The organism is Pseudonocardia sp. Ae331_Ps2, assembly GCF_001932405.1.
In the GTDB taxonomy this organism is placed as follows: Bacteria; Actinomycetota; Actinomycetes; order Mycobacteriales; family Pseudonocardiaceae; genus Pseudonocardia.
In genome coordinates this window covers 2,061,717-2,081,463 of the sequence record NZ_MCIM01000001.1, presented here as the reverse complement: position 1 = coordinate 2,081,463, position 19,747 = coordinate 2,061,717, and the positions used below count along the sequence as shown (strand labels likewise).

The following is a 19,747-nucleotide window of genomic DNA, read 5'->3' as shown; positions in this document are numbered from 1 at the left end:
CTCCAGGAGCACCACCATGGCCAAGGCCATCGTGCGCAAGCCGAAGAAGAAGGTCTGCGCTTTCTGCAAGGACAAGGCCCAGCTGATCGACTACAAGGACACCGGTCTGCTGCGGAAGTTCATCTCCGACCGCGGGAAGATCCGTGCCCGTCGGGTCTCCGGCAACTGCCGGCAGCACCAGCGGGACGTCGCCGTCGCGGTCAAGAACTCCCGCGAGGTGGCCCTGCTGCCGTACACCTCGACCGCTCGCTGAGGAAGGGGAGACACATGAAGCTCATCCTCAACGCCGACGTCCCGAACCTGGGTGCCCCGGGTGACATCGTCGAGGTCAAGGACGGCTACGGCCGCAACTACCTGCTGCCGCGCAAGCTCGCGGTCGTCGCCACCCGTGGCGCCGAGAAGCAGGTCGAGCAGATCCGCCGGGCCCAGAAGTCCCGCGAGATCCGCGACCTGGGCCACGCCCAGCAGGTCGACTCGCAGCTGCGCAACATCAACGTGACCGTCGCGGCCAAGGCCGGCGACACGGGCCGCCTGTTCGGCTCGATCACCCCGGCCCAGGTCGTCGACGCCGTCAAGGCGGCCGGCGGTCCGCTGCTGGACAAGCGCAGCATCGACGTCCCGGGTCACCTCAAGACCCTGGGCAAGCACCAGGTGCAGGTCCGCCTGCACCCGGAGGTCACCACCGAGCTGCCGATCGCGGTCGTCGCGAGCTGAGCGGCTCGGTGGTCGTACGACCACCGAGCGTGATCAGGGCGGGGTTCGGAGCCATGTGCTCCGGACCCCGCCCTTTCGCGTGTCCGGAGTCGGCCGTACGGGCGCCACGGACACGGTGCGCAGTCCCGGGTGGACGATCGACACCGATCGAATGACCCCGCACCGGGATGCCTTGTCACGCAGCCGACACGCCGCCCGGTGACGATCCACTCGTCGGGCGGGCCTGTGGACGCGCCGGGCGGTGAACGGCCCGCCGGGCGCTCCGACACGCCCGTACGCGGCGTGCGACGACACGCCAGAGCAAAGTTGTCCACAGCTGTGAGTATGCCTCTGACCTGCGGATACGGCCCGTTCCGGGATGCTGTCCCCAGGTTGTCCCCAGCACGGTCCCGGGACGGGCGGCATCCGTGCACAGTTCATCCCCAATTCGATCACCAGGCCGGTTCGCCACGGGCCCTGCGGCCGACCTACTGTCGGTCGTGCCGGTACGCGAGCGCCGTGCTCCCCGGGTCGCGCCCGCCGCGGTCCGTCGGGCACCACGCCGGCCGGCAGATCACCGACGACGGTCGCGAGTGGGCGGTAAGCACCACTCGCGCGTCGAACGTGCGTTCGGTACTGTGTCCACCGGGGGTGACGCTGCGTATGGCTCTGACGGACGATCGTCCCGGCAACAAGCCCCGTGCGGTCCGTGACGGCGAGAAGGCGTCCGGATCCGGCGAGAGCGCGACGTTCGACCGTCAGCCGCCGCAGGACCTCACGGCCGAACAGTCGGTGCTCGGCGGCATGCTGCTGAGCAAGGACGCGATCGCCGACGTCGTGGAGGTGCTGCAGCCGGAGGACTTCTACCGGCCGGCCCACCAGACCGTCTACGAGACGATCCTGGACCTCTACAGCCGTGGCGAGCCCGCGGACGCGGTGACCGTCTCGGCGGAGCTGCAGCGGCGCGGTGAGCTGGTCCGCCTCGGCGGCGCGCCCTACCTGCACACCCTCATCGCCACCGTGCCCACCGCGGCGAACGCGGCGTACTACGCCGAGATCGTCGGCGAGAAGGCGGTCCTGCGTCGGCTGGTCGAGGCGGGCACCCGGATCGTGCAGCTCGGCTACCACGGCGCCGACGGCGGCGACGTCGACGACGCGGTGGACCGGGCCCAGGCCGCGGTCTACGAGGTCACCGAGCGCACCACCACCGAGGACTACACGGTGCTGGAGGAGCTGCTCCAGCCCACCATGGACGAGATCGACGCGATCGCCTCCCGGGGCGGCCAGTCCACGGGCGTGCCGACCGGCTTCGCCGACCTCGACCAGGTCACCAACGGTCTGCACCCGGGCCAGATGGTCGTCGTCGCGGCCCGGCCGGGTCTGGGCAAGTCGACCCTGGGGCTGGACTTCGCCCGCTCCTGCTCCATCAAGAACGGCATGACCAGCGCGTTCTTCTCGCTGGAGATGAGCAAGTCCGAGATCGTCATGCGTCTGCTGTCGGCGGAGGCCCGGATCCGGCTGGCCGACATGCGCGCCGGCCGGATGTCGGACGAGGACTGGACGCGGATGGCGCGGCGGATGTCGGAGATCTCCGAGGCGCCGCTGTTCATCGACGACTCCCCGAACCTGACCCTGATGGAGATCCGCGCCAAAGCCCGCCGGCTCAAGCAACGCCACGACCTGAAGCTGATCATCCTGGACTACCTGCAACTGATGACCTCGGGCCGCAAGGTCGAGTCCCGCCAGCAGGAGGTGTCCGAGTTCTCCCGGCAGATCAAGCTACTGGCCAAAGAGCTCGAAGTCCCGGTGGTGGCGATGAGCCAGCTGAACCGTGGTCCCGAGCAGCGCACCGACAAGCGACCGATGCTGTCGGACCTGCGTGAGTCCGGCTCGATCGAGCAGGACGCGGACATGGTGGTGCTGCTGCACCGTCCCGACGCGTTCGAACAGGACGACCCGCGTGCCGGTGAGGCCGACCTGATCCTGGCCAAGCACCGTAACGGCCCCACCACGACGATCACCGTCGCCCACCAGCTGCACTACAGCCGGTTCTCCGACCTCGCCCACGGCTGAGGCCGGGCCGGACGCGCCGTGCGTCCCGGGCCCGGTGCGTGCCGGCGTGCGGGTGGGCCGGTGTACGGATGGCCGGTCAGGCGGTGCCGGGCCGCGCCTGCGGACCGGTGGTGGCCGCGACGGCCAGCGCGAGGGCGGCCACGACGATCCCCGCGACGACGACCGGCACGCTCACCAGCACGGCGCCGAGCAGCAGCACGACCAGCGCGATCCCCAGCAGCATCGTCGGGAACGGCCCCGAGCCGTGCACGGTGCGCCGGTCGCGGGCGAACCCGGCGAGCAGCCGTCCGCCGTGCCGGGCCGGGGCGTGCAGCGCGGTGTTCAGCGCGGAGATCCGGCGGACCAGTTGCGGGTCGGTCCGGCGCAGCTGCACCTCGATCTCGTGCAGCCGACGGTTCTCACGCTCGCTCAGCACCGCGGCAACCCCTCGCGTCCGTGTCCCGGCAGACACGGTCGTGCCGCCGTCCGGCACGGGGCGTCGTCGATCCGGCCTGGTACCGACGTTACGTGACCGATTCGTGATCTCGGCGACCGGGCCGACCGGCTCACATGCGCCCGTCCTCACACCGGGGGGCGGCGCCCGGGGTCACCAGAGGGAGACGCGGTCCCGGCGGGGGCCTGCGGGGGCGCCGAGGCGGGCGATCAGGGCGGCCCAGGACCGTGCGGTTCCCGGTGTCCGGGACGGTCGGGGGCGCAGCCAGCGGACCGCGAGGTCCGGGTCGTCCGGGTCGACGTCGAAGCGCTCCCGCCGCGGGAGACGGGTGACACTGCGGAGCTCGACGACGGTCCCGCTCGCGACGGACTGGACGCCGTAGAGGCAGCCCGGCGGGACGAGCAGCCGCTGCGGGCCCTCGAGCAGGGCGACGGCGAGCCTGCCGAAGGTGCCGCCGTCCGGCCGGGCGTCGATGACGACGGCGTAGCCGCTGCCACGGGGGACGCCGAGCAGCATCGCGTCGCCGGGGTGGCCGAACAGGCCGAGCACGGCGTCCTGGGCGGGGCGGCGCCGTCGTCGCACGGTGAAGGGGGCGAGGTCCGGTCCGGAGGCGCCGGTCGCGGTCGGGTCGAGCAGCAGCGCGCCGGGCACCACGGTCCGTACGACGTCCACTCGACCTCCCTCGGGTCCGGTCACCGCGTGCGACGGGCGCGCGGTGGGCTGCGGTTGCGGTACCGGAGGTGACAACGAGCGGCCCCGGTCCCGGTGACGCAGCGCGAGTCCGCGTTGCTCCGATCGAGTGCACAGCGGGCAGTCGGGCGCCGTACCTGTTACCGCTACCGGTACGCCCGCGACGAGCGAATGTGCCGGGCGAGTACCCGCCGCGGGGTACGTGGTGCCGAGACCGTTGCGCTGCGTGGGCACGGTCGTGCTCGGCCCGGGGCCGCGCCGTGTACGCGTTGGTGGACCCGTGTACACAGCGTCCGACCGCCGAGGCGCGGTCACCGATCGGGGGAGCATGGGGGGTTGCGGTTACCCTCGGACCGGGGAGGGGACATGCGTGGTCGACTCGGCGAGCTCGAGGCCGCCGTGATGGACGTGTTGTGGAGCGGTGTGGGCCCGTGCCGGGTGCGCGACGTCCGCGCCCGTCTGGCCCCGGCCCGTCCGCTGGCGTACACGACCGTCATGACGGTGCTCGACAACCTGCACCGCAAGGGCTGGGTGCGACGTGAGCTGGAGGGTCGCGCCTACCTCTACACGCCGGCCGCGAGCCGCGAGGAGGAGACCGCGCGTGCCCTGCGCGACCTGCTCGACGGTCCGGGCGACACCGAGGCGGTCCTCCTGCACTTCGCGCGCTCGGTGACCGAGCGCGAGTCCGCCGTGCTGCGCGCCGCCCTCCAGAGCCCCGACCGCGGCTGACACCGCCCCCGGCCCCCGATCGCGGCCGACATCGCCCTGCGGAGCGAGTGCGGCCGACACCGCCCTCCCGGGGCCGAACCGGTCCGGTCCGGACCGGGGCCGGCGGCGTCGGGGTCCCGGACCGGAGCGGGTCAGGCCGCCCGGTCGCGCTGCGGGCGGGACCGCAGCCAGGCCGGACGGCGGCTCGCCGGGGCGGGGCCGTCGTCGTCGCGCTCGGCGGTGCGGGTGATGTTGCGGACCATCCCGCCGAACACGATCCCGTGGAACGGCGCGACCGACCACCAGTACAGGTAACCGGCCAGGCCGTGCGGGATGAACACCGCGCGCTGGTGGTAGACCGACCCGCCCGGACGCGGGCGCACCGACATCTCCAGCCAGGCCCGGCCGGGCACCTTCATCTCCGCGCGCAGCCGCAGCAGCCCCTCCTCGGGGCCGCAGTCGCTGCCGGCCGGGCGGGGCCCGCCGGGCTCGATCATCCGTTCCACCCGCCACCAGTCCAGTGCGTCGCCGGTGCGCAGGTCGTGTGGGTCGCGACGGCCGCGGGACAGCCCGACACCGCCGACCGCGCGGTCCATCCAGCCGCGCACCGACCAGGCCAGCGGGAACGAGTACCAGCCGCGCTCGCCGCCGATGCCCTCGATGACCGTCCACAGCCGTTCCGGGGTCGCGTTGCAGGGTTGCTCGCGCTCGTCGAGGTAGACGTCGCCGCCGGCCCAGTCCGGATCGCTCGGCAGCGGGTCGGACGGCACGTTCTCCACGGTCGCGCCGGACCAGCGGGTCTCCACCTCGCCGTCGGTGATGCGGGACAGAGCCAGCTCGACGGCCCGGTCGTAGCCGATCAGGCCCTCCGGCGGGTCCGGCACCCAGCGCTTGAGGTCGTCCTCGGTGCAGACGACCTCGTGCACCAGCGACTCGATGAGCGGCGTGGCGATCGACTTCGGCACGGGGGTGACGACGTTGATCCAGTGCGCCGACAGCGACGGCGTCAGCACCGGCACCGGGACCACCCGGCGTCGCGGCAACCCGGCGACGCGGGCGTAGCGCTGCATCATGTCGTAGTAGGTGAGGATCTCCGGGCCGCCGATGTCGAACGTGCGGTTCAGCTCGGCGTCCGGGGCGTCGATCTCGGCGACCCGGATGAGGTACCGCAACACGTCGCGCACCGCGATCGGCTGGACCCGGTTCCGCACCCAGCGCGGCGTGATCATCAGCGGCAGTCGTTCGGTGAGGTAGCGCAGCATCTCGAAGCTGGCCGACCCGGAGCCGAGGATCACCGCGGCCTGCAGCACGACCGTCGGCACCCCGGAGCGCAGCAGCGTCTCGCCGACCTCCACCCGCGACGCCAGGTGCGCCGACAGCCCGCCGGGCGGCGTGTCCGGGTGCAGTCCGCCCAGGTAGACGATCCGTCGCACGCCGGCCGCCCGCGCCGCCTCACCGAGGATGAGCGCGGCGCGCCGGTCGGTCGCCGCGAAGTCGGAGTCCGACAGCGAGTGCACGAGGAAGTAGACGACGTCGACGTCCTCGCAGGCCGCGCGGACGCTGTCCGGGTCGAGCAGGTCGCCCTGCACGATCTCCGCGTCGGCGGCCCACGGCACGTCGGCGAGCTTGTCCGGGTTGCGGACCAGGCAGCGCACGTGGACCGGGCCCGCGGACGGGTCCGGGACGAGGTCGGGCTCGGGACCGCGGCCCAGCAGCCGGGGCGCGAGCCGCCCACCGATGTAGCCGGTCGCACCCGGCACGAGATAGCGCACGTCGCGATCATCCCACCGCAGGCCCTGTGCGGCAGGGCGTGCCGCTCAGCCGGGCAGGGCGGGCGGTGGGTTCGCCTCGCGGGGGCGCAACGGGTCCACCGCCCGCGGCGCGACCTCGCGCGACGCGACCAGGGACCGCACCGCGGCGGTGAGCACGGCCAGCAGCGGGACGGCGAGCAGCGCGCCGGCGATCCCGGCGACGACCACCCCGACCGCGACGCCGAGCGCCACCGCCAGCGGGTGCAGACGGACCGCCCGGCCCATCAGCAGCGGCTGCAGCACATGGCTCTCCAGCTGCTGCACGGCCAGCACGACACCGAGCACGATCAGTGCGGTCACCGGCCCCTCGGTCGCCAGCGCGACCAGCACGGCGACGGCGCCGGTCAGCACCGCCCCGATGACCGGCACGAACGCGCCGAGGAACACCAGCGCGGCCAGCGGCAGCACGAACGGCACCCCCGTCGCCCACAGGCCCAGGCCGATCCCGAGGGCGTCGACGACGGCGACCAGCACCGTCGCCCGCACGTAGCCGACGAGCGAGGCGAACCCCCGCCGGGCCGCGACGTCGACCCGCGACCGGCGGGCCCGCGGGGCGAGCAGCCGGACGAAGCCCCAGATGCGGCGGCCGTCGTAGAGCATGAAGATCAGCGCGAACAGGCAGAGCGCGAACCCGGCGAGGATCTCCCCGACGGTCGCGGCGGTCGTCACCGCGCCGGAGGTCAGCGTCTGCTGGTTGTCGCGCACCGCCTGCAGCACCTGGTCGCCGAGCACGCCGACGTCGATCCGGAACGGCGTCGCGTCGGCGAGCCCCTGCAGGGAGCCGACGTTGTCGGTGACCTCCGCGACGACCTGCGCGGTGCCGTCGACCAGGGTGCTGACGACGGCGGTCAGCAGCCCGCCGAGCGCGGCCAGGCCGCCGACCATGACCAGCGCCGTCGCGATGCCGCGGGGCACCCGCCGTTCGTGCAGCCACCGGACCAGCGGGGCGAGCAGCGCGGTCAGCAGCACCGCTATCGCCATCGGGACGACGATCACCCGCAGCTCGATCACCAGGAACACCAGCAGCGCGAGCCCGGCGGCGATGACGAGCATCCGGGCGACGGCCTCGGAGGCGATCCGCAGCGGGCGCGGGATCTCCGCCGGCGGCGTGGGGCGGTGGCGTGGTCCGGCGGCCCGCGCCACCGGGTCCGCGAGGTGCGACCCGGCCCCGGAGTCGGGGAGGGCGGCGCGGTGGTGCTCGGCGGTGTCGTCGGGGTGCGTGTCGTCGGAGTGGGCCGTGGCGTCGTGGGTCCGGGACGCACCGGGACCCTGGAGGTCCACGGTGTCGTCGTGAGGTGTGCGATGGGCAGGGTCGTCGTCGTGCCGTGGGCGCGGGATGCCGCCCCCGGCAGGAGCGGCGGGCCGCCCGGTCCGCTCCGTCATGGCACGGACGGTACGGCGGACCGGCCGGTGCGGCTCGGTGCACGCACCGGTGACGGCCCGGCCCTCCGCGCACCCCACCCCGGTCGGTCCAGCATCGGATCGGACGGAGCAGCGCGCTCGCCGCTCTGTCACTCTCCGTCGAACTACATCCGTGTAGTCGACACACCGCGGACCGGACTCGGCACGACGGAGTGGTGAGATGGTCACTCACCGCCGCGTGGTGGCCGCGACGTGCCGAATCGTGGCCACCGGGCCTATTGCGAGAGTCCGTCGCCGACATCCGCCGACGCCCCGAAACCTGGACCGTGGCTACCGACTGCTCCAGGAGGAGTCCGGATGAACACTCTCCGTAGACAACACGGAGAGTCTCCGACGGGTCGCGCCACTCGTACGAGGGGACATCGCCACGAGAACTGTCACCCCTGTTTCCCCACTCAGGTGTCACCCGTTGACCGGGTGAGTGGGCTGAACGGCGGTACGAGATGTACGCGATACGGACCAGGCCGTGGGTCCTCACATCTCAGGCGAGCAGGAGGTACGGCGGGTGTACGAGTTCGACAACGCTGCGGGTGGCCTCGAGTCGTCGATCCGGGCGCGACGCGCCGCGCAGGAGAGCTGGCCGTTCCCCGGCCGGCACGAGTCGCACGAGGAGATCCAGGAGGAGACCCCGATCTTCCACGCCCTCACGGTCGGGGGCTGGCGGGACGGCCGGCGGAGCGGGGACGCCGGCAACGCCGTGCGTCGCGTGCACCGCGACACCGTCCGCACGACCCGCCGCGGTGGCGCGGTCCGGCCGACCGGCGACACGGTCGCCGCGTTCCACTCCGAGCCCGCACCGGTCCCGGCGCAGCCGGCCGGCCACGCGGCCCGGGAGCAGGGCGACGGCGCCTGGAACGCACCGGGTGACGCCGCCATGGCGATGCTGCGCCGCCGTCGCGACATCGAGCGTGCCGCGGACCGGGCGGCGATCGCCGACCTGCTGGGCGGTGCCGGGCGGCACCGGCTGACCCGCTCGGCCTGAGCAGCCCGAGCGGCGGACCGCGGGCCGTCCGGCCCGGCCGTTCCGCCGGTACGGGCAGCGCGGTACGGCCGTTCGGCACCGGATCGGGGTCGGATCGGCACGCGAGGCAACCACGACACCCCCGGCGCGTCCCGGGGAGTAGTCGCACGCCACGGGCGTGCGGCCGCACGGCAGGACCGGTGGGGACCGGGAGCGCCGAGGACGCACCAGAACATTCCGCGGACGCACCTTGGGACCGCGGGATGAGGTGACGACCGGCTGGGGAGCTGGGTCGTCAGCACGCAAGGCGAGGGCCGGGGCGATGGTCGGAGGGAGCCGACCACCGACCCGGCCCTCGCGCGTGCGGAGGCCACCGGCGCGGCGCGCGCGACACCGGTGACGCCGTCGAGCCGACCGGAGCCGTGGGGAGCGCGGTTCCGGGCAGGACGACGGGGCCGAGCGCAGGACACCCTCGTCCCGGACTCGCGTGGCGAAATGATCACCACGGAGTGTGACCGTATCGGGCGGCCGTCCGGGTCACAAGAGGGCATTCGCCGCAGCTTCCATCGTCCCATCCGGCACACCCGTCACCACGTTCACCATCGCCCCACCGGACGGTCGTACGACGCACCGCGACGCGTGCACGAATCGTTCCGCACGGTGACCCCCCGGCGTTCTACCCTGCGAAGGATGAGCACCGATCCCGCCGCGACCGGCCCCCGGCGCACCGACCGCCCGCTCGACGAGGCCGGCGTCGTGACGGCCGTGCGACGGGCCGCGGAACGAGGCGCCACCGTCCGGCCCACCGGGGCCGGTGGGCGCGCCCCGGGCCCCCTCGTCCGCACCGAGGACGTGCTGCTCGACGTGTCCGCGCTGACCGGCGTCGTCGAGATCGGCGAGGACACCGTGCGGGTGCGGGCCGGGGAGACCGTCGCGGACCTCTGCGTCGCCCTCGCCGCCGCCGGCCGGGCACTGGCCACCGTGCCCGACGCGCCCCGCGCCACCATCGGCGGCGCCACCGGGCTGGGCATGTACGGCGGCGCCCACGCCGAGGGCTCGCTGTCCGACCAGGTCCGCGCCGTCCGCCTGGTCGACGGCCGCGGCATCGTCCGCGACGTCACCGGGCCCGACCTCGACGCCGCCCGCTGCGGGCTCGGTGCGCTCGGCATCGCGACCGCGGTGGAGCTCCGCACCGTCCCGCTCACCCGGCTGCAGGTGCACGAGCGCGCCGTCGGCATCGACGAGGTGCTCGGCGAGGACCTGCTCGTCGAGCACGCCTGGACCGAGTGCGACATCGCGATCGGCCCGTCGGCGCACGCCGGGTCCACGGTGCTGCGCTGGGCCGAGCCGGAGCCCGAGGCGACCGGTCCGGTCGAGCGCGCCGGCTGGGGACAGGCGGTGTCGCGGCTGGCGTCGTCGTGGTGGTCCTCCGGGGTGGGGCTGCGGTCCGGGTGGCCGCCGCCGCAGCGCTGGGCGCCCGGTACGGCGGGGCCGCCGCACGAGGTCCTGCCGGACCCGCAGCCGTGGGACCCGGACCTGTCCGAGTGGGCCGTGCCGCGTGCCGCCCTCGGGACCGTCCTGCGCGAGCTGGGGGCCGCCGTCGCCGCGCGGGGGCGGGAGCTGCGGCCGGTGCGGGTGCGCACCGGCCGGGCCGAGACCGGCCTGCTGCACCCGGCGTCCGGCCGGGACACCGCCTACCTGCGGCTGCGGACCCGCGGACCCGCGGAGGAGCCGGTCCGCCGGCTCGCCGGTGCGGTCTGCGAGGACGCCGACGGGCGGCCGTGCTGGACCACCCGGCACGCCTGGGGACCGGACGAGCTCGCCGTCGCCTACCCGGGGTGGGAGGCGTTCCGGGCCGTCCGCGACCGGTTCGACCCCGACCGCCGGTTCACCGACCCGCACCTCGCGGCGGTACTCGGCCGCTGACGGCGGCGGTACCGCTCAGAGTTGCTCGCGCAGCCGCGCCGAGATCGACCGCACCGCGGCGAGCGACGCGCGGCGGTCGGCCAGGGTCGGCTCGCCCGCGTCGACGACCTGCTCGCCGCCCACCCACACGTCGCGGACGAGGCGGGAGCCGCCCGCCCACACCAGGTTCGACACGAGCTGGGCGTCGTCGGTGGGCGCGACGAACGCGGAGTCGTCGGTGTCGATGTGGACCACGTCCGCCCACCGCCCGGCCTCCAGCGCGCCGAGGTCGTCGCGGCCGATCGCGTGCGCGGCGTCCGCGGTGCCCATGAGCAGCACGTCGGCGGCGGTGAGGGCGGCGGCGTCGTCGGCCCCGACCCGCGCTAGCAGCCCGGCCAGCCGCGCCTGGTGCCAGAGGTCCAGGTCGTCGCAGGAGGCGGGGCCGTCGGTGCCCAGCCCCACCCGGACCCCGGCCCGGCGCAGGTCCAGCAGCCGGGCGGTGCCCGCCGCGAGCTTCGCGTTCGAGCCGGGACAGTGCGCGACGGCGACGCCGTGCCGGGCGTAGACGGCGATGTCGTCGTCGGACAGGTGCACCGAGTGCGCGGCCAGCACCCGCCCGCCGAGCGCGCCGCCGGCGTCGAGCATCGCCGGCACCGAGCCGTGGGCCTCGCGGACGTGGGCGTCCTCGCCGCGGGACTCCGCGACGTGGGTGTGCAGCAGCGCCCCGCGCTCGCGGGCGGCCGCGGCGACCGACTCCAGGGCGCCGGGCGGCAGCGTGTACGCCGAGTGCGGGCCGTAGCCGAGCTCGATCCGGCCGTCGTCGTCGGGGACGAGGCCGTGCGCGTCGATCCGGGCGGAGACGTCGTCGCGCATCTGCTCCCAGGTCCCGAGCCGGTCCCAGCCGGGCGCGGCGATGATCCCCGGGGTGAGCACCGCCCGCGACCCCGCGGTGCGGACGGCGTCGGCCAGCGCGTCGGTGAAGAAGTACATCTCGACGCTGGTGGTGCAGCCGGTCCGCAGCAGGTCCAGGCAGCCCGCGAGCATCCCGGCGTGCACGTCGTCCTCGGTCAGCAGGCCCTCCGCGGGCCACATGACCTCGGTCAGCCACCGCATCAGCGGTAGGTCGCCGCCCATCCCGCGCAGCAGCGACATCGGGGTGTGGCAGTGCGTGTTGACCAGGCCGGGCAGCAGCAGCCCGGGCAGCGGCCGAACGACGGCGTCGGTCGCCGGCGCGTCCGCGGCCGCGCCGAAGAACGCGATCCGGCCGGTGTCGTCGACGTCGAGGACGGCGTCCCGGACGACCGGGAAGCCGGGCGTGCAGGGCAGCGCGACCGGCGCGGTGAGCCGCTGGAGGACCGTCATGTCGTCGTGCCGGGTCAGCGGCGGTCGAGCAGCGAGCGCAGCGACCGGAACGGCGGCAGCCAGGCGCCCTCGTCGGGCAGGGTCTCCAGCGAGACGCGCGGCAGCGGCTCGCGGAACACGCCGTCGATGTCCTCGAGGTCGAGGAACGACAGCGTCTCCGAGGCCAGCGCGAACCCGGCGTACTCGCGGAAGCCGATCACCGTGACGTCGGTGCCGCCCTCGATGAGCTTCTCCAGCGGCTCCCGGAACGCCCGCCCGTCCCCCGAGGCGACGACGACGTGGCGCAGCCTGCCCTCGGCCGAGCGCATGCCGATGTGGGCGAGCATGTCGTCGTCGACGTCGGAGTCGTCGCTGGTCTTCGGCTTGGCGAAGACGGCGAAACCCACGTTGCGCAGGGCCTCGACCCAGGGCCGGACGATGTCGATGCTGCCCGGGGCGACGTTGGTGAACACGCACGCCTCGGCCTCGGCCTCGGGGCCGGCGAGGTCCAGGAGCCAGCGTCCGACGGCGTCGAAACGGGGGCGGTAGGCCGAGGTGGGGCGGGCACCGAGCAGCGAACCGAGGCTCATGTCCATGTTCGGCGCGTCCCACACCAGCAGCACGCGCTCCTGCGGACCCGTCGGAACGCCGCGTCCGTGTTGCCCCGTCCCGCTGCTCATGCCGGGGAGCCTAGCCGTCGCCGCCCCGCCGGCCCGGCCCGGCGCCCACGCGGGTGAGACTGTCCCCATGGAGAACCCACCGGCCGAGCCGGAGCAGGTCGCCGCCCGGACCGCCGCGATCATGCGCGACGGCGACCGGGCGAGCCGTTCGGCGGGCGTCGACGTCGTCGCGGTCGCTCCCGGGCGGGCGACGGCGCGAATGACCGTCCGCCCCGACCAGGTCAACGGGCACGGCGTCTGCCACGGCGGCTACCTGTTCCTGCTCGCCGACACCGCGATGGCCTACGCCAGCAACTCCCACGGCGTTTCCGCGCTGGCCAGCGGCGCCGACATCGCGTTCCTGCGCCCGGCGCGCGAGGGTGACGCCCTCACCGCCGAGGCCGTCGAGCGCGCCGCGAGCGGCCGGTCCGGGCTCTACGACGTCACCGTCCGCACCGCCGACGGGACGGTCGTCGCCGAGTTCCGGGGCCGCACCCGGCAGGTACCGGGTCTGAGCCCGGTCACCGCCCGGCCCGATCAGCCCTGACCAGCCTGGATCAGCCCTGGTCGTCGCGGGGCCGCAGGCCGTGCGGCTCCAGGAACGCCGGCCGCAGCTCCGGGTCGGGCTCGTCGTAGTAGCGGTGGAAGACCGGGGTCTGCGAGCCCGACATCGGCGGCACGATCCAGCTCCAGTCGGCCGGGCAGCGCCGTCCCGCGGCCTCCTCCTTCGCCAGAAAGGTCATGAAGCGCTCGGCCTCGCTGTGGTGGTCGGCCATGGTGACGCCGTCGGCGTCGAAGGAGTGGGTGACCGCGCGGACCAGCTCGACCATCGCCCGGTCCCGCCACATCGTGCGCACCGACCGGGTGTCGAGCCCGAGCCGCTTCGCGATCTCGGGCAGCAGGTCGTACCGGTCGGTGTCGGCGAGGTTGCGGGCGCCGACCTCGGTGTCGAGGTACCAGCCGTTGAACGGGGCGGCCGGGTACACGACCCCGCCGATCTCCAGCGGCATGTTGCTGATGGCGGGCACCGAGTGCCAGCGCAGCCCGAGCCGGGCGAACCACGGGTGCTCCGGGTGGCGCAGCGGGACCTCGTGCACGGCGTCCGGCGGCACGTCGAACAGCCGGGACCGCCCGTCCGGGCCGGTGATCAGCAGCGGCAGCACGTCGAACCGGCCCGCCGGCTGCGGCTGCGGCCACCCCATCCCGACGACGTGGTCGGTGAAGTCGGCCTGGCCGGGGTCCCCGGTGACGGTGCCGTCGGGGTTGCGGTGCCCGGCGTAGCGGACGAGCTGGTCGTTGCGGATCCGCGGGCCGGGACGCCCCGGGGCGTCCGGCGCGAACACCGTCATCGTCGAGCGGATCTTCCCGCCGCGGGTGGCGGCGCGCAGGTGCCCGACGCTCTCCTGCGCGACGTCGGCCGGGTCGTGCAGGTGGCGCAGGTCGCGGACCTGCAGCGACTGCCAGTACAGGCGCCCGATGCAGCGCGCGGAGTTCCGCCACGCCACCCGGGCGCCGAACACCAGCTCGTGCATGGTGTGGGTGTAGGTGCCGGACCGGTCGATCTCGGCACGGACCTGGCGCAGCCGGTCCGCCAGCGGGACACCCGGCTCGGTCTCCGCGTACACCTGGCGCAGGAACTCCTCGGCCGCGGCCGGGTCGACCGGGGCGGGATCCCGCTCGTCGGCGACGCCGGGGGGCGGCGGATGGCCGCCGGAGCGGCCGTGCCCGGTGACCGGGCAGCCGCCGGTGGCCTCCGCCGGGGATGCGACCCGGTTCTCCGCCGGCGGCGTGACACGGACGACCGTGGTCGCGGCGCCCGGGCCGTCGACCCGGGTGAGGAGGTGCTCGCGGCCTCCCGCGGTCGGGCGCTGCGCGGACTCGGGCGGCCCCTGCTCACGGGCCGGACCCCGTTCCCACGGCGCCGTCGGGGGCATCCAGGGCCGGTCGACGACCGTCGTCGCCTCCACCCCCGTCCGCGCCAGCGCGGTGGTCGCCTGCACGGGACCCTCGACCGGCCCGACCAGCGGGACCATCGACACCGACCGTCCGGACCGCTCCACGGCGGACTCCTCCGGCGCCTGGCCGGGGCCCTGACCCGGACCCGACGGAGCGCCCGACGGCGGGCCCGTCATCGGGCGGGGCGTCGGGCTCGGCCGGAACCCGGCCGGTCGGTCGACCGGCCGCTTCGGTGCCGCGGGAGCGGGGTGCGAGTTCTTGCCGTGCTCCACCGTCGTCACGGGCGTCCTTCGGGGGTCACTCGGGTGGGGATCCGGGTCGGGGGTGCTCCTGACCGTAGTCGGTCACTCTCCGTGTGTCACCGGCACCATGGGTGTGGTCGGCGATGTACAGCAGGTCACGAACCGGTCGTCCGTCCAGCCGGGCCCGGTCCTCGAACTTCGTGACCGGACGCCACGACGGGCGGTCCTGCCAGCCGTCCGACCGGAGCGGGAAGCGGTCGTCCGGGCGCAGCGACGGCTCCGCGGAGACCACCCGGCGCATCTGCTCGGCGTAGTGCGGCCAGTCGGTCGCCAGGTGCAGCAGGCCGCCGGGGCGCAGCCGCGACGCGGCCAGCGCGGCGAAGTCCGGCTGGATCAACCGGCGCTTGTGGTGTCGCCGCTTGGGCCACGGGTCGGGGAAGAAGATGCGCAGTCCGTCCAGCGAGGCCGGCGGCACGACCCGGGTGAGCAGCTCCACGGCGTCGCCGCGCAGCAGCCGCTGGTTGGTCAGGCCGCCCTGCTCGATCCGCATGAGCAGCTGGGCCAGGCCCGGCTCGAAGACCTCGACGGCGACGTGGTCGATCTCCGGCTCGGCCGTCGCGAGCGCCGCGGTCGTCTCGCCCATGCCGGACCCGATCTCCAGCACGACCGGAGCGGTCCGGCCGAACATCGCGGCCGGGTCCCAGACCCCGGCGGCCACGACGTCGTCGACCTCGGCGCCCCACGTCGACCACAGCCGGTCCCAGGCGGACTGCTGACCCTCGGAGAGCCGGACGCGCTGGTGGACGTAGGAGCGGATCCGGGTGTCGTGCGGGTGCGGGGCCTCCGGGGCGGTGGCCCGGTCAGGCACCGGTGTTCCGGCCCGCGGGCAGCCGCACGTGGGCGGTGGCGCCGGGCAGCCGGCCGCGGACGTAGCCCGCGGTGGTGACGCCGAGGCAGGCGACGATCGCGACGGCGGAGGCGGCGTTGCGCTCCTTCGCCTCGCGGATCACGCCCGCGGGCAGCACCTTCATCGTGTAGCTGCTCTCGGCGGACAGCGAGTCCCCGGTCCCGACGACCTTGGAGACGGCGGCCTTGGAGATGCCCTCGGCCCAGCCGCGGCGCAGCAGGTAGCGCCAGGAGACCCGGTCGTCGGACACCCGGTGGTCGACGGCGGCGCGCGGCTCGAACAGGATGCGCGGGTTCCGGCCGTCGGCGACGTAGGCCTGCCGGGCCCGGATGCAGAGCTCGGTCTCCTCGCAGCCCAGCGGGTTCTTGCCGATCCGGCCCATGTCCTCGGCGAACCCGCCGACGCGGGTGAACACCTCGGCGCGCAGGGACATGTTGCAGCCCATGAGGTTGCGCATCTCCGCGCGCTCGGTGGGCTGGCCGGTGTAGGTGCAGCCGACGACCCAGTCGAGCTCGCCGGTGGCGTTCGGGTCCCCGGGGGCGGCACCGGGCAGGGTCCGCGGTCGCCCGTCGGGCCACTTCGGGTGGGCGATCCCGCCGACGCCGATGACGTCCGGGTCCTCGTACGGGGCGAGGAGCGCGCGCAGCCAGCCGGGGCGGGCCGCGGCGTCGTCGTCGAGGAAGACGACGACCTCGCCGGAGGCCAGCTCGACCGCGGTGTTGCGGGCGCCGGACAGGCCCTGCTTCTTCTCGTTCGCGACGACCACCACCCCGAGCGGCCCGAACTCGCGCTCGGCCCGCTCCCGCAGGCGCTCGTTGTGGTCGACGACGACGATCGTCTCCAGCGGGGTCACGTCCTGGTCGAGAACCGAGTCGACGGCGGCCTTGATGTCGAACCAGCGCTTCTCGGTGTAGACGCAGACGACCACGGTGGCGGTCGGCAGGGCGCTCACGTGCAATCGCTCCTCATGGTGCTGCGGACCGGCGGGGGCGGCCGGTACGAGCAGCGTCAGCGGGCGTAGCCGGACGCCTTGCGGCGCTGCTCCATGCGACGGTGCTCGGCCATCAGGGTACGCAGCACCCGGGTGCCGTCGGCGAAGGTCCGCAGGTTGGTCTCGCCGAACATGCGCTCCCGCTCGACCGACGGCACCTCGGTGATCGTCAGGTCGGCCGCGGCGACGCGGCAGTTCAGCACGGTCTCGATCTCGAAACCGTCGCCCCAGAGCATCGAGCCGTCCTCGGGCTGCGGCGCCGCCGGGTCCGGGAGCTCGAGCTGCGGCAGCAGGTCGGCCCAGAAGGCGTTGTAGCCGTAGCAGAGGTCGGAGTACTTGGTGCCGAACAGCCGGTTCGCGACGGTGTTCAGCCCGGCGTTGCCGGACTTGCGCAGCAGCGTGATGTCGTCCGAGCCGCCGCCCTTGCAGAACCGGCTGCCCTTGGCGAAGTCGGCGCCCTTGACCAGCGCGTTCACGAAGGCCGGGATCTCGTTCGGGTCGGCCGAGCCGTCGGCGTCGAACATGACGATGACGTCACCGGTCGCGGCGGTGAAACCGCAGGCCATCGCGTTGCCCTTGCCCTTGCGGGTCTGGGTGATGACGCGCGCCCAGGGCAGCGTGCGCCGCGCGACGGCGACCGTGTTGTCGGTCGAGTTGCCGTCGACGACGATGACCTCGTGCACGGCCGGCCGCACCGCGGCGATGGCCGGCAGCACGATCTCCAGGTTCCGGGCCTCGTTGCGGGTCGGCACGATCACCGACACCGCCGGGTTCGCGCTGCGGCGCGGAGCCGGGCGGGGCCGCGGGCGACGGAAGCCCTCGGGTCCCTCCGGCTGCGACGCCAGCGGAGCGCGCCCGCCGGGTCGGGCAGGGCTCGCCGGGAACGGCGACTGTCCGGCACCGGCACCGTTCTGACGCCCGGGGCGCGCGGGGGCGCTCGCATCGGGCGTGACGGTCTGGCGGGCGGGCGTAACGGCGCTCACACTTCCTCCATACAGGTCCGCTTACTCGTCCAACGACGCGATCACGGTCCGGTTGCGGTTCTGGTGTCGGGCGTCTTGGGTATTGCCCGATCAGTGGACGTCCCTCGGGCCCGTGGGGTTGCCCCGGTCGGCTGATTCGTCCGTGTCCACGCTGCGGTTCACCCTTGCCCATGAAAGGGGACGGCGATCACCCGGGTCCGCTGCGCAGTCCTACGGATCCGCCCCGGAGCGGTCCACCCGACACTGGCGGGCATGGACCGGGAACCACCCTCGGGCAGCATCGGGCCGCCGCTGCGCACCGCGCTCGACCAGGCCCGTGTCGATCTTCTCGCGACACTGTCGGTGCAGGTCGACGGCCTGGCGGCGCACGCGGTCCGGCGCGCGGGCCGGGCCGGCGACCTCCGGTGGTGGACGGTCGCGCTCGACGGTCCTGCCCGCACCCTCGACGACGCCTGGGCGCGCCGCAGCGGACCGGTCCTGCGCCGCCGTGCAGTCGCAACCGCGCTACGACATCAGGGCGTTGGAGTGATTCACATCACTCACGGTGCGTCACTGTCGGGTGGTCGGGCTCTCACCGCCGCGGCGGCCCGGGCGCTCGCCGTCGCACCGGGCCGGGAGCGCGGGGCATGGTCCGGGGCGGTCCTGTCCGGGTCGGCGGTGTCGGTGCTCTCGATCCTCCTGGCGGTCGGGCGCCTGCTCCCGGTCGCGGGCCCCGGCGCGCCGCTCGCCCTGGCCGGGTTCGTCCTGCTGGCGGGAGCACTCGTCGCGGCCCGGGTGCGGGCGGTGCGCTCGGCCCGCGACCGCGCGCTGGCCCGGCGGGTGCGCGACGCGGTGCTGACCGCCGCGGACCGCGAGCTGGCGGCGTGGATCGCGGCCGCGGAGTGGGCGTCGACGGGCCCGGCCGTGTCGCGGCGGGCGTCGTGCCGCCCCGGGGAGCCGGCCCGTGCGCACTGAGCTGCCGGTGCCGGTCGGGAACACGGCGCGGGTCGGGAGTACGGCGCGGGTCGGGAGTACGGCGCCGGTCGGGAGCAGGACGCCGGTCGGGAGCACGGTGCTGGCGGGCGCGGTTGTCGCGGCATCGCTGCCCGTCCCCTGGTGGGTGCGGGTGCCCCGGGCCCGGTCCGGTGTCGCGGGGTCGGTCCCGGTGTCCGGGCCGGCCGCCCGGGACGGCGACGGCGACGGCGTCGCGGAGACCCTCGTCGTCGAGACGGAGCGGGGCCCGGAGTTCTGGACCGACCTCGACGGCGACGGTCTCGCCGACGTGGTGACCGGTCTGCCCGGCTCCCCCGGTTGAGTCCCGGGGGCCCGGGGTCAGTCCTCGGGCTGCTCGGCCGGGGTGCGGCCCTCGCTGTCGGTGTTCGCGTCGCGCCGGAACCGGCCGACGCCGCGGCGCTGCTCGGCGATCGAGCGGTCGATGTCGGCCGACACCTTCTGCTGGCGCCGCCGCTCGCGGATGCGGAGCAGGACGAGCATCGAGATGCCGTAGGCGATCCCGACGACCAGCAGCACGACGCCGATCTTGAACACGATCTGCTGGACGCCGGTGATGCTGTCGATGTCGATGACCGAGATCATCCCCAGCACGCCGAGAGTCAGCAGATGGAACAGCACCACGAGCAGCCGGTTGATGGAGTGCGACGTCTCCTTGCTCTGGAAGACGTCCTCCAGGAACGGCTGCCCGGTGCGCAGCAGGATCTGACCGACCCCGACCGTGATCGCGACACCGACCACGACCAGCGCGAGATAGCCGCCGGTTCCCTCCACAGTGAGGTGTTCTCAGTAGCGGGGTGGCAGGTCGTGGCGACACGCCGAGGGTGGTGAGATGAGCGGGAACGGGGCAGGACCCCGGTAGATCGGTTCGGTCCAGCACAGATCGACACCGTCACCGAGGTCCTGCATGTCTGATCCTGTCACCTACACCGCTGTCCTCCCGATCGGGGAGCGCACCGTGGCCTATCTGGCGCGGCTCCTA

General features: G+C 74.4%; 20 protein-coding genes. 9 read left to right on the top strand and 11 right to left on the bottom strand.

Annotated elements, in window-relative coordinates:
• The first annotated feature begins 16 nt into the window (after nt 1-16).
• The 3 genes from rpsR to dnaB all read left to right on the top strand — a co-directional run bounded on the left by rpsR (nt 17) and on the right by dnaB (nt 2,766).
• A complete protein-coding gene (gene rpsR, locus Ae331Ps2_RS09945) occupies nt 17-253 on the top strand; it encodes a 30S ribosomal protein S18 (RefSeq protein WP_020623471.1) in 237 nt (78 codons plus the stop codon).
• Nucleotides 254-267: 14 nt separating this feature from the next.
• Nucleotides 268-714: a 50S ribosomal protein L9 gene (gene rplI / locus Ae331Ps2_RS09940; protein ID WP_020623472.1), complete on the top strand. Its 447-nt coding sequence runs from the start codon at nt 268-270 to the stop codon at nt 712-714.
• Between the two features lie 642 nt (nt 715-1,356).
• Complete coding sequence (gene dnaB, locus Ae331Ps2_RS09935) at nt 1,357-2,766, top strand: replicative DNA helicase (protein ID WP_075312610.1); 1,410 nt, start codon at nt 1,357-1,359, stop codon at nt 2,764-2,766.
• 76 nt (nt 2,767-2,842) lie between these two features.
• Here the strand turns inward: dnaB and Ae331Ps2_RS09930 are convergent, their stop codons facing one another.
• Both Ae331Ps2_RS09930 and Ae331Ps2_RS31890 read right to left on the bottom strand, forming a co-directional pair.
• Nucleotides 2,843-3,181, bottom strand: coding sequence for a DUF3040 domain-containing protein (locus Ae331Ps2_RS09930; protein ID WP_075309325.1), 339 nt, complete (start codon nt 3,179-3,181; stop codon nt 2,843-2,845).
• Nucleotides 3,182-3,352: 171 nt separating this feature from the next.
• On the bottom strand, nt 3,353-3,871 hold the full coding sequence (locus Ae331Ps2_RS31890) for a dTDP-4-dehydrorhamnose 3,5-epimerase family protein (protein ID WP_075309327.1): 519 nt from the start codon (nt 3,869-3,871) through the stop codon (nt 3,353-3,355).
• A 384-nt stretch (nt 3,872-4,255) separates the two neighbouring features.
• On the opposite strand from Ae331Ps2_RS31890, the gene Ae331Ps2_RS09920 reads away from it, so the two are divergent.
• Nucleotides 4,256-4,618: a BlaI/MecI/CopY family transcriptional regulator gene (locus Ae331Ps2_RS09920; protein ID WP_020625059.1), complete on the top strand. Its 363-nt coding sequence runs from the start codon at nt 4,256-4,258 to the stop codon at nt 4,616-4,618.
• Nucleotides 4,619-4,749: 131 nt separating this feature from the next.
• On the opposite strand, the gene Ae331Ps2_RS09915 is transcribed toward Ae331Ps2_RS09920, so the two are convergent.
• Together Ae331Ps2_RS09915 and Ae331Ps2_RS09910 are read right to left on the bottom strand one after the other, a co-directional pair.
• Nucleotides 4,750-6,369: an SDR family oxidoreductase gene (locus Ae331Ps2_RS09915; protein ID WP_075309329.1), complete on the bottom strand. Its 1,620-nt coding sequence runs from the start codon at nt 6,367-6,369 to the stop codon at nt 4,750-4,752.
• A gap of 45 nt (nt 6,370-6,414) precedes the next feature.
• Nucleotides 6,415-7,791 (bottom strand): AI-2E family transporter, encoded by a 1,377-nt coding sequence (locus tag Ae331Ps2_RS09910; protein ID WP_175581818.1) that lies wholly within the window; start codon nt 7,789-7,791, stop codon nt 6,415-6,417.
• Between the two features lie 544 nt (nt 7,792-8,335).
• Here Ae331Ps2_RS09910 and Ae331Ps2_RS09905 point away from each other — a divergent pair.
• Both Ae331Ps2_RS09905 and Ae331Ps2_RS09900 read left to right on the top strand, forming a co-directional pair.
• Nucleotides 8,336-8,812 carry a hypothetical protein gene (locus Ae331Ps2_RS09905; protein ID WP_075309331.1) on the top strand — a complete coding sequence of 159 codons (477 nt, stop codon included), beginning with the start codon at nt 8,336-8,338 and terminating at the stop codon, nt 8,810-8,812.
• A 669-nt stretch (nt 8,813-9,481) separates the two neighbouring features.
• Nucleotides 9,482-10,717 (top strand): D-arabinono-1,4-lactone oxidase, encoded by a 1,236-nt coding sequence (locus tag Ae331Ps2_RS09900; RefSeq protein WP_075309332.1) that lies wholly within the window; start codon nt 9,482-9,484, stop codon nt 10,715-10,717.
• 15 nt (nt 10,718-10,732) lie between these two features.
• On the opposite strand, the gene Ae331Ps2_RS09895 is transcribed toward Ae331Ps2_RS09900, so the two are convergent.
• Together Ae331Ps2_RS09895 and Ae331Ps2_RS09890 are read right to left on the bottom strand one after the other, a co-directional pair.
• Nucleotides 10,733-12,058, bottom strand: a complete 1,326-nt coding sequence (locus tag Ae331Ps2_RS09895; protein WP_075309333.1) for an amidohydrolase family protein — start codon at nt 12,056-12,058, stop codon at nt 10,733-10,735.
• 14 nt (nt 12,059-12,072) lie between these two features.
• Nucleotides 12,073-12,717: an NYN domain-containing protein gene (locus Ae331Ps2_RS09890; RefSeq protein ID WP_043277127.1), complete on the bottom strand. Its 645-nt coding sequence runs from the start codon at nt 12,715-12,717 to the stop codon at nt 12,073-12,075.
• Nucleotides 12,718-12,784: 67 nt separating this feature from the next.
• On the opposite strand from Ae331Ps2_RS09890, the gene paaI reads away from it, so the two are divergent.
• Entirely contained in the window at nt 12,785-13,243 is a 459-nt protein-coding gene (gene paaI / locus Ae331Ps2_RS09885; RefSeq protein WP_020622865.1) for a hydroxyphenylacetyl-CoA thioesterase PaaI, read from the top strand.
• Between the two features lie 10 nt (nt 13,244-13,253).
• On the opposite strand, the gene Ae331Ps2_RS09880 is transcribed toward paaI, so the two are convergent.
• From Ae331Ps2_RS09880 to Ae331Ps2_RS09865, 4 genes are read right to left on the bottom strand one after another with little or no spacing between them, the layout of a single operon-like run.
• On the bottom strand, nt 13,254-14,933 hold the full coding sequence (locus Ae331Ps2_RS09880; protein ID WP_369804858.1) for a nitric oxide synthase oxygenase: 1,680 nt from the start codon (nt 14,931-14,933) through the stop codon (nt 13,254-13,256).
• A 16-nt stretch (nt 14,934-14,949) separates the two neighbouring features.
• Complete coding sequence (gene trmB, locus Ae331Ps2_RS09875; RefSeq protein WP_075309334.1) at nt 14,950-15,762, bottom strand: tRNA (guanosine(46)-N7)-methyltransferase TrmB; 813 nt, start codon at nt 15,760-15,762, stop codon at nt 14,950-14,952.
• Nucleotides 15,755-16,753 (bottom strand): glycosyltransferase family 2 protein, encoded by a 999-nt coding sequence (locus Ae331Ps2_RS09870; RefSeq protein WP_020622862.1) that lies wholly within the window; start codon nt 16,751-16,753, stop codon nt 15,755-15,757. Before Ae331Ps2_RS09870 ends, trmB begins: the two co-directional genes overlap by 8 nt.
• A 56-nt stretch (nt 16,754-16,809) precedes the next feature.
• Nucleotides 16,810-17,775 carry a glycosyltransferase family 2 protein gene (locus Ae331Ps2_RS09865; RefSeq protein WP_226361483.1) on the bottom strand — a complete coding sequence of 322 codons (966 nt, stop codon included), beginning with the start codon at nt 17,773-17,775 and terminating at the stop codon, nt 16,810-16,812.
• Between the two features lie 252 nt (nt 17,776-18,027).
• Between Ae331Ps2_RS09865 and Ae331Ps2_RS31095 the strand changes: the two genes are divergently transcribed.
• Entirely contained in the window at nt 18,028-18,729 is a 702-nt protein-coding gene (locus Ae331Ps2_RS31095; RefSeq protein WP_075309335.1) for a hypothetical protein, read from the top strand.
• The gene (locus Ae331Ps2_RS09855) at nt 18,719-19,069 is read left to right on the top strand and encodes a DUF6802 family protein (RefSeq protein WP_075334022.1); all 351 of its coding nucleotides are present in this window, start codon (nt 18,719-18,721) and stop codon (nt 19,067-19,069) included. Before Ae331Ps2_RS31095 ends, Ae331Ps2_RS09855 begins: the two co-directional genes overlap by 11 nt.
• A 17-nt stretch (nt 19,070-19,086) precedes the next feature.
• Here the strand turns inward: Ae331Ps2_RS09855 and Ae331Ps2_RS09850 are convergent, their stop codons facing one another.
• On the bottom strand, nt 19,087-19,539 hold the full coding sequence (locus Ae331Ps2_RS09850) for a hypothetical protein (protein WP_075309337.1): 453 nt from the start codon (nt 19,537-19,539) through the stop codon (nt 19,087-19,089).
• Between the last annotated feature and the right edge of the window lie 208 nt (nt 19,540-19,747).

Coding starts and splice junctions, on each gene's coding strand:
- Ae331Ps2_RS09920 (WP_020625059.1), top strand. CDS start 4,256: ATGCGTGGTCGACTCGGCGAGCTCGAGGCCGCCGTGATGGACGTGTTG.
- Ae331Ps2_RS09910 (WP_175581818.1), bottom strand. CDS start 7,791: ATGACGGAGCGGACCGGGCGGCCCGCCGCTCCTGCCGGGGGCGGCATC.
- paaI (WP_020622865.1), top strand. CDS start 12,785: ATGGAGAACCCACCGGCCGAGCCGGAGCAGGTCGCCGCCCGGACCGCC.
- Ae331Ps2_RS09895 (WP_075309333.1), bottom strand. CDS start 12,058: ATGACGGTCCTCCAGCGGCTCACCGCGCCGGTCGCGCTGCCCTGCACG.
- Ae331Ps2_RS31095 (WP_075309335.1), top strand. CDS start 18,028: ATGGACCGGGAACCACCCTCGGGCAGCATCGGGCCGCCGCTGCGCACC.
- rplI (WP_020623472.1), top strand. CDS start 268: ATGAAGCTCATCCTCAACGCCGACGTCCCGAACCTGGGTGCCCCGGGT.
- rpsR (WP_020623471.1), top strand. CDS start 17: ATGGCCAAGGCCATCGTGCGCAAGCCGAAGAAGAAGGTCTGCGCTTTC.
- Ae331Ps2_RS09900 (WP_075309332.1), top strand. CDS start 9,482: ATGAGCACCGATCCCGCCGCGACCGGCCCCCGGCGCACCGACCGCCCG.
- dnaB (WP_075312610.1), top strand. CDS start 1,357: ATGGCTCTGACGGACGATCGTCCCGGCAACAAGCCCCGTGCGGTCCGT.
- Ae331Ps2_RS09890 (WP_043277127.1), bottom strand. CDS start 12,717: ATGAGCAGCGGGACGGGGCAACACGGACGCGGCGTTCCGACGGGTCCG.